This is a genomic window from Collinsella sp. AF25-2LB (assembly GCF_003458415.1).
Taxonomy (GTDB): domain Bacteria; phylum Actinomycetota; class Coriobacteriia; order Coriobacteriales; family Coriobacteriaceae; genus Collinsella.
Map to the genome: position 1 here is coordinate 48045 of NZ_QRUF01000015.1, position 7025 is coordinate 55069.

Genomic DNA, 7025 nt, shown 5'->3' on the forward strand with positions numbered 1-7025 from the left:
AGGCCGCGCGCCATCTTTATTCAGATTAATTATTGTTCGTTGTGACATCGCCGAGCCCGCAGGGCGGAGAGCAAGACAAATTACGCGACGGTGTAAACCCAGTTGTGCTTATCCTCAACAGCACCAGACTGGATGCCCGTCAGGGTCTCGCGAAGCTTCTTCATCACAGGACCGATCTCGGTGTAGCCAGCCGGGAAGGTCACGGTCTCGTCGGCTCCGTAGACCTTGTTGTCGATCTCGCCGACCGGGGAGATAACGGCAGCGGTGCCGCACAGGCCGCACTCAACAAAGGTGCCGGCCTTGACCTCGGCCCACTCGACGGGACGCTGGTCGACGGTCATGCCCAGGTCCTGAGCAACCTGAACGAGCGAACGGCGGGTGATGGAGGGCAGGATGGAGTCGGTGTGCGACTGCGGAACGACGAGGGTGCCATCCTCCTTCACGAACAGGACGTTAGCGCCACCGGTCTCCTCGACATAGGTGCGGGACTCGGAGTCGAGATACAGGTTCTCGGCATAACCCTCGCGGTGAGCCTCCATCGTGGGCTTCAGGGACATGGCGTAGTTGAGGCCGGCCTTGATGTTGCCGGTGCCGTGCGGTGCGGCGCGGTCGTACACGGAAACGCGCAGCTTGACGGGCTTAAGGCCGCCCTTAAAGTACGGACCGACCGGGGTCACGAGAATGCGGAACGTGTACTCAGGAGCGGGAGCCACGCCGATTACGTCACCGGAGCCGATCATAAACGGACGCACATACAGGGTTGCGCCAGAGCCGAAGGGCGGAACCCATGCGGCATTGGCAGAGACGACCTGCTTGACGGCCTCGACAAACTTGTCCTTGGGGAACGGGGGCATCTCGAGGCGCTGCGCAGAGTTGTACATACGCTCAGCGTTCATGTCGGGACGGAAACAGACGATGCTGCCGTCCTCGGCGGTGTAGGCCTTCAGGCCCTCAAAGACCTCCTGGCAGTAGTGGAAGATACCACCGCACTCGGAGACATGCAGGGTGTGGTCGGTGGTCAGGCCACCCTCGTCCCACTCGCCATCCTTCCAATGAGCCTCGTAGCTGTAATCGGTCTTCATGTAGCCAAAGCCGAGGCTACCCCAATCGATATCCTTCTTCTCGACAGTCATATGTCGCTCCTTACATACACAGTTGCATACTCGCGAACCCGCACGCAAGGACCGGGGCCGACCGCGTCGCAACGTCACACGCCCGGAGCGTAGAGCCGGACGGGACACGCGGACGACATCGAAGCCGATGACACGTCGATTCGCATGCACGAGATTGTACTCCGCACACGCATCGGATAAAACGTTTTTCTTTAACTAACTAAAGTATTTTCATTTGACCGAAGCTAGAGAGGCCCGCCACCGTAAACGGTGACGGGCCTCAACGACACGATTTGTGCGCCGGCTCGAGCTACGCGTTCTTTTTGCCCAGCTTTGCCTTAACCAAACCGACCACGGTCGGAATAATCGACACGGCAACAATGCCCACGATCAGCAGCTCAAAGTGCTCCTGCACAAAGGGAATGCCGCCAAAGAAATAGCCCAGCAGTGTAAAGACCGTCGACCAGGTGATACCGCCCAGCACGTTATAGATGACAAAGTTGCGCCAGTGCATGCCGCCCATACCGGCGATGAAGGGCACAAAGGTGCGGATAAACGGGAAGAAGCGACCCAGGAAGATGGCCAGGTGGCCCCACTTGTCAAGGAAGTCCTCGGACTTTTTAATGCGCTCGGGCGTCATGGCCTTGACCTTGCCCGAGGCGATGATCTTTCGGCCAAAGAAATGGCCGATCATAAAGTTGCACTGGTCGCCCAAGATGGCGGCCGTCCATGCGACGGCCAACAGGGCCACGATGTTAAAGCCGCCGTTGTGGGCAAAGAAGCCCGAAGCGAACAGCAGCGAATCGCCGGGAAGGAACGGGAAGAACACCACGCCCGTCTCGATAAAGATAATTAGGAACACGCAGCCGTAGGCCATAAGCGGGCCGGCGGCGATCCAACTGGCGATCGCGGTGCGCGGGTCCTTGAGCAGCTCGGCGATAAAGTTAATGAAACCCATGAAGTAAAACCTCTCAGTTGTGGGCGCGGACACGTCCAAGTTGACCAGTATACGGTTGCGGCGCCCCCTCGTGCGCAACCCCACAAAAGCATGACTCCATTACCAGCAAGTTTGCATAACTGACACTTGTCGCCCAAAGCAAAGCAAGATCGCCCTTCTTAATCCCTAGCGAATCGCTATACTTTATTGAATCGCATTGTCACGGCGCTGAGGGAGGGCGGCCAGTGAGCTTTATCAATACCATTCGCGAGGACATCAAGACCGTCCAAGCGCAGGACCCCGCCGCGCAAAACGGTCTGGTCATTTTTCTTTCGTACCCCGGCCTGCACGCCAAGTGGAACCACGTGCCCGAGCACTGGCTGTGGGAGCACGGCCATCGCTCGCTCGCCCGGGTGCTCTCGCAAATCACCCGCCACATCACCGGCGTCGAGATTCATCCCGCCGCGCAGATCGGCAAGCACTTCTTTATCGACCACGCCATGGGCGTCGTTATTGGCGAGACTACCATCGTGGGCGACAACTGTGTGCTCTACCAGGGCGTCACGCTCGGCGGCACCGGCAACGAGACCGGCAAACGCCACCCCACCCTGGGCAACAATGTCACCGTGGGCACGGGCGCCAAGGTGCTTGGCAACATCCACATCGGCAACAACGTCAAGATCGGCGGCAACTCGGTCGTCGTCAAGGACGTACCCGACAACTGCACCGTCGTGGGCGTGCCTGGGCGCATCATCAAGCGCAACGGCTGCCGCGTGTTCGAGGAGAGCTTCGACGCCAAGCAGCATCGCGAGTACATGCCCGACGATGCCGCCGAGCAGAGCGCCCTCAACCGTCAGGGTATCACCGAAAACGCCCGTCGCGTTAAGGAACTCGAGCAAGAGGTGGCCGAGCTCAAGGCCCTCGTCGCCAAGTTCGTGGACGAGCGCTAGGGTCGCGGGCAACCGCCACAGCATGAACGCCAACACAAAAGGCGCGCCAGGGAATCCGCCCCGGCGCGCCTTGTTTCCAATGTGACATGCGGGACTGCCCCTTTGTCACCTTATGCGAACTGGCTTAGGTAGAGGTCGGCATAAGCGCCCTCGGCAGCCAGCAACTCTTTGTGCGTACCCTGCTCGATGATATTGCCGTGATCCATGACCAGGATGAGGTCGGCATCGACGATCGTCGATAGACGGTGCGCGATCACAAAGCTCGTGCGCCCGCGCATGAGCGCGTCCATGGCGCGGCCGATGGCGAGCTCGGTGCGCGTGTCCACGCTCGATGTCGCCTCGTCCAGGATGAGGATCGCCGGGTTGTTGAGCAGCACGCGCGCGATGGTCAGCAGCTGACGTTGGCCCTGGCTGATGCTCTCGGCATCGTTAGCCACACGCGTGTCGTAGCCCTGCGGCATAGTGCGCACAAAGAAGTCGACCTGTGCGGCGCGTGCGGCCGTGACAATCTCCTCGCGCGTCGCCTCGGGACAGCCGTAGGCGATGTTCTCGGCAATGGTGCCATCAAATAGCCAGGCGTCCTGCAACACCATGCCAAACTGCTGACGCAGCTCGCCGCGGTCCATGCGACTCGTGTCCACGCCGTCAAGGGTAATGCGGCCGCCGTCGATCTCGTAAAAGCGCATGAGCAGGTTGATGAGCGTGGTCTTACCCGCACCCGTGGTTCCCACCACGGCGATCTTCTGACCCGGCTCGGCGGTAAACGACACGTCTCGCATAAGCGGCTTGTCGGGCGAATAGCCAAAGCGCACATGCTCAAAAGCGATGCGGCCCTCCACCTTGCCCGGCAGCTTGGCGGCGGCCACCGGCAACGGATCGGCCTCCATCTCGGGCTCGTCGAGCAGGTCGAACACACGCTCTGCGCTCGCCAGCGCACTCTGCAGCGAGTTAAAGGTAAACGACAGCTCCGTCATGGGCTCGGACGCCTCGTAGATAAATTGGAGGAACGCCTGGAACACGCCGACGGTCATATGCCCGGCAACCAGCATGCTGCAGCCCACCAGCGCGATCACGATCTGCGCCAAACGGCCGATAAAGCGCACCGCGGGGCCAACGGCGTTAATCATAAAGTCGGCCTTGGTGCTCACGCGCGCCAGCTCCTTCGAAGCCTCGTGCACCTCGGCAGAGCTCTGGCGCTCGCGGTTAAACGCACGGATCACCAGACGGCCCGAGTAGCCCTCCTCGACCGCGCTCGTAATCTTGGACACCCACTCCTGGCGCTCGCCCGTCACATCATGCGTGCGGCGCGACACGACCTTCGTCACCAGCAGCGAAAGCGCCGTAAAGAACAAAAAAACGAGCGTGAGCGGCACGCTAAACACGAACATCACGCTCACGGCGCCCACCACGGTACCGATCGACACCAGAAGCTGCAGCAGGCCGCGTTGCATGCTCTCGGACATCTTGTCCAAGTCGTTGGTCGCACGGCTGACGACCTCGCCGGGACGATGCGCGTCAAAGTAGGCAAGCGGCAGACGGTTGAGCTTTTGTGCGATGCGGTTGCGTAGACGCAGGTTGAGACGCTCGGCAACGCTCGACATCAAAAAGCTCTGGAGTGCGTAGAACGAGGCGGCGGCGGTCCAGATCATAAAGTAGATAAAGATGGTCCTGCCGCAGTTCTCCCAGGTAATGCTGAAGGTAGTGTTGTTGGCAAACGCCAGCTTCATGTGCCCCCACAGCTCATCGATCACGCGGGCGCTGTAAGCCGGCGCCGCGGTGTTAAAGATGGCATAGAACACGATACTCGCGAACACGATATAGAAGCGCCAATGGTCGCCGGCGGCCTCGCTCCACAGGCGGCGCACCGTCGCCCAGATGTCGCGGGGCGTGTCGTCCTCGTCCTCGTCGTCAACGTCGCGCATGCGCTCCGCCTCGGCGCGGGCGCGCTCGTCCTCGGCGCGCTCGTTTTCCTCGTAGAGTGCCTGGCGGCGAGCCTCGCGCTCCGCCGCTGCCTTGGCGTCTTCCTCCAGGTCGGGCGTGGCGCCCGTCTCCTCGACTGTCTCTGCAGCCGCGACGTCATCGGCGATGCCTTGCTTCTTGAGTTCCTCGGTCATGCTACTCACCTCCCTTCATCTGCGATTCCGCGATAGCGCGGTACACCTCGCAGGTTTCCATGAGCTCGTCGTGCGTGCCTAGGCCCACGACCTCACCGTCCTTGAGCACCACAATCTGATCGGCATGCAAAATAGTCGAGATGCGCTGGGCGATGATGAGCACCGCGGCATCGCGCGTCTCGTCCTGTAGCGCATGGCGCAGTGCCGCATCGGTCTTAAAGTCCAGGGCCGAAAAGCTATCGTCGAAGATATACAGATCAGCGTGCTTCATGAGTGCGCGGGCAATCGCTAGGCGCTGGCGCTGACCACCCGAGAAGTTCGTGCCGCCCTGGGCCACCGGCGTATCGAGCCCCTGGGGCTGGTCGAGCACAAAGGTGCTCTGGGCAACCTCCAGCGCATGGAGCATGTCAGCCTCGGTTGCGCCCTCGTTACCAAAGCGCAGGTTGCTCGCCACCGTACCCGAGAACAGCCATGCCTTCTGCGGCACATAGGCGATACGCCCGCGGATATCGTCTTGCGAAAGGTCGCGCAGATCGACGCCGTTCAGGCGAATGGCGCCCTTCGTGGCATCGTGGAAGCGAAGCAAGAGCTTGGCCACCGTTGACTTGCCCGAGCCCGTCGAGCCCACGATCGCGGTCGTCTGTCCGCGGCGGCAGGCAAAACTCAGGTCGCACAGGGTGTCCTCGTCGGCATCGTCAAAGCGAAACGACATGTGGTCGAACACGGCCACTGTGTCGGCTCCGCCTGCGGACTCAGGTGTCCCGTCGCCCAGCGTAGCCTTACCGTCCACGATGCTCGGCTCGATTTCGAGCACCTGCTGTGCACGGCTGAGGCACGCCGCGGCGCGCGGAAGCGTCAGCACCACCATCTGCGCCATCATCACAAAGAACAGGATCAGGATCGCGTACTCCAGCACGGCCGAGATGCTGCCGATTTGCATGGCATGGACGCCCACGCGGTTGCCGCCCACCCACAGCACCGCCACCTCGGCGATATTCATCAAAAAGAAGCTGGAGCTGTCGAGACCCACAAACAGGTGGTTGACCTTGATGGCATTGGCTGCGTAATCGCTAAACACCTCGTCCAGGCGCTGCTCCTCGTGGCGCTCCTTGTTAAATGCGCGGATTACGCGCACGCCCACGATGTTCTCGCGCAGCACCACGTTCATGCGGTCGATAAAGCTCTGCAGGCGCATAAAGATCGGCGCGGCGTTGGCAACGGTAAAGACTGCCGCCACCAGCACGATCGCAACGACCACGCCCAGCAGCGTGCCCATGGCAGGATCGATAAACCAGGCAAAGATGATGCCCGCCACGGCCAAGAACGGTACCGGTAACACCAGCTGAATCGTCTGCAGGATCGCTTGCTGGATCACGTTGATGTCGTTGAGCGAGCGCGTGATCATCGAACCCGTACCAAAGCGCTCAAAGTCGCTGGCGGACAGCTCGAGCGACTTATCGTAGACGGCGTTGCGAATGTCGCAGGCCACATTGGCCGCCAGACGGGCCGAAAGATAGCAGCCCAGCACCGCGCCGCCACTGGCCATGCCGGTCGCGATGAGCATATACACGCCGTTGCGCAAAATGTAGTCGATATCGCCTGTAGTGATACCGGTGTTGACCATGTTCGCCAGCATCGTAGGAACCAGCAGCGTGCCGACGTTATCTATCAGCAGTACAAACAGCGTCACCGCAATCAGCCCGCGATACGGCCTCATAAATCTCATTAAGAGTCGCATGTCTCCCCTTCGCCTTTGTCGTCAGCCTCGTTCTCGGCGGCCACTTGCCGTTTAAATGCCTCGCACTCTTCGTTAAGAACATGGGGGAACTTACCGACCAAGCGCATGATCTCGCGCTGTTCCCACGGCTCGAGCGCCTCGATTGCTCCGCTGGTATATAACAGGCTCTCCGTC

Annotated in this window: 6 protein-coding genes; 1 reads left to right on the forward strand and 5 read right to left on the reverse strand. The window is 60.8% G+C overall.

Translation table 11 applies throughout. From position 1 onward, the window contains the following. Positions 1-80: 80 nt before the first annotated feature. Together DWY51_RS07670 and DWY51_RS07675 are read right to left on the reverse strand one after the other, a co-directional pair. Positions 81-1133, reverse strand: a complete 1053-nt coding sequence (locus tag DWY51_RS07670) for a branched-chain amino acid aminotransferase (RefSeq protein ID WP_117770423.1) — start codon at positions 1131-1133, stop codon at positions 81-83. A 289-nt stretch (positions 1134-1422) separates the two neighbouring features. Next, on the reverse strand, positions 1423-2070 hold the full coding sequence (locus tag DWY51_RS07675; RefSeq protein WP_089573512.1) for a DedA family protein: 648 nt from the start codon (positions 2068-2070) through the stop codon (positions 1423-1425). A gap of 224 nt (positions 2071-2294) precedes the next feature. Between DWY51_RS07675 and cysE the strand changes: the two genes are divergently transcribed. Continuing rightward, a complete protein-coding gene (gene cysE, locus DWY51_RS07680) occupies positions 2295-2999 on the forward strand; it encodes a serine O-acetyltransferase (RefSeq protein WP_117770424.1) in 705 nt (234 codons plus the stop codon). A gap of 110 nt (positions 3000-3109) precedes the next feature. On the opposite strand, the gene DWY51_RS07685 is transcribed toward cysE, so the two are convergent. The 3 genes from DWY51_RS07685 to DWY51_RS09510 form a co-directional block, all read right to left on the reverse strand. Beyond that, entirely contained in the window at positions 3110-5113 is a 2004-nt protein-coding gene (locus DWY51_RS07685; protein ID WP_117770425.1) for an ABC transporter ATP-binding protein, read from the reverse strand. A 1-nt stretch (position 5114) separates the two neighbouring features. Further along, a complete protein-coding gene (locus DWY51_RS07690; protein WP_117770426.1) occupies positions 5115-6839 on the reverse strand; it encodes an ABC transporter ATP-binding protein in 1725 nt (574 codons plus the stop codon). Continuing rightward, the coding region (locus tag DWY51_RS09510) for a hypothetical protein (protein WP_158556930.1) at positions 6839-7025 on the reverse strand (187 nt) is incomplete at its 5' end. The genes DWY51_RS07690 and DWY51_RS09510, both read right to left, overlap by 1 nt.

Bases quoted from the DNA above. Each gene is read 5' to 3' on its own strand.
- DWY51_RS07670 (WP_117770423.1), bottom strand. From the start codon at position 1,133: ATGACTGTCGAGAAGAAGGATATCGATTGGGGTAGCCTCGGCTTTGGC.
- DWY51_RS07675 (WP_089573512.1), bottom strand. From the start codon at position 2,070: ATGGGTTTCATTAACTTTATCGCCGAGCTGCTCAAGGACCCGCGCACC.
- DWY51_RS07685 (WP_117770425.1), bottom strand. From the start codon at position 5,113: ATGACCGAGGAACTCAAGAAGCAAGGCATCGCCGATGACGTCGCGGCT.
- DWY51_RS07690 (WP_117770426.1), bottom strand. From the start codon at position 6,839: ATGAGATTTATGAGGCCGTATCGCGGGCTGATTGCGGTGACGCTGTTT.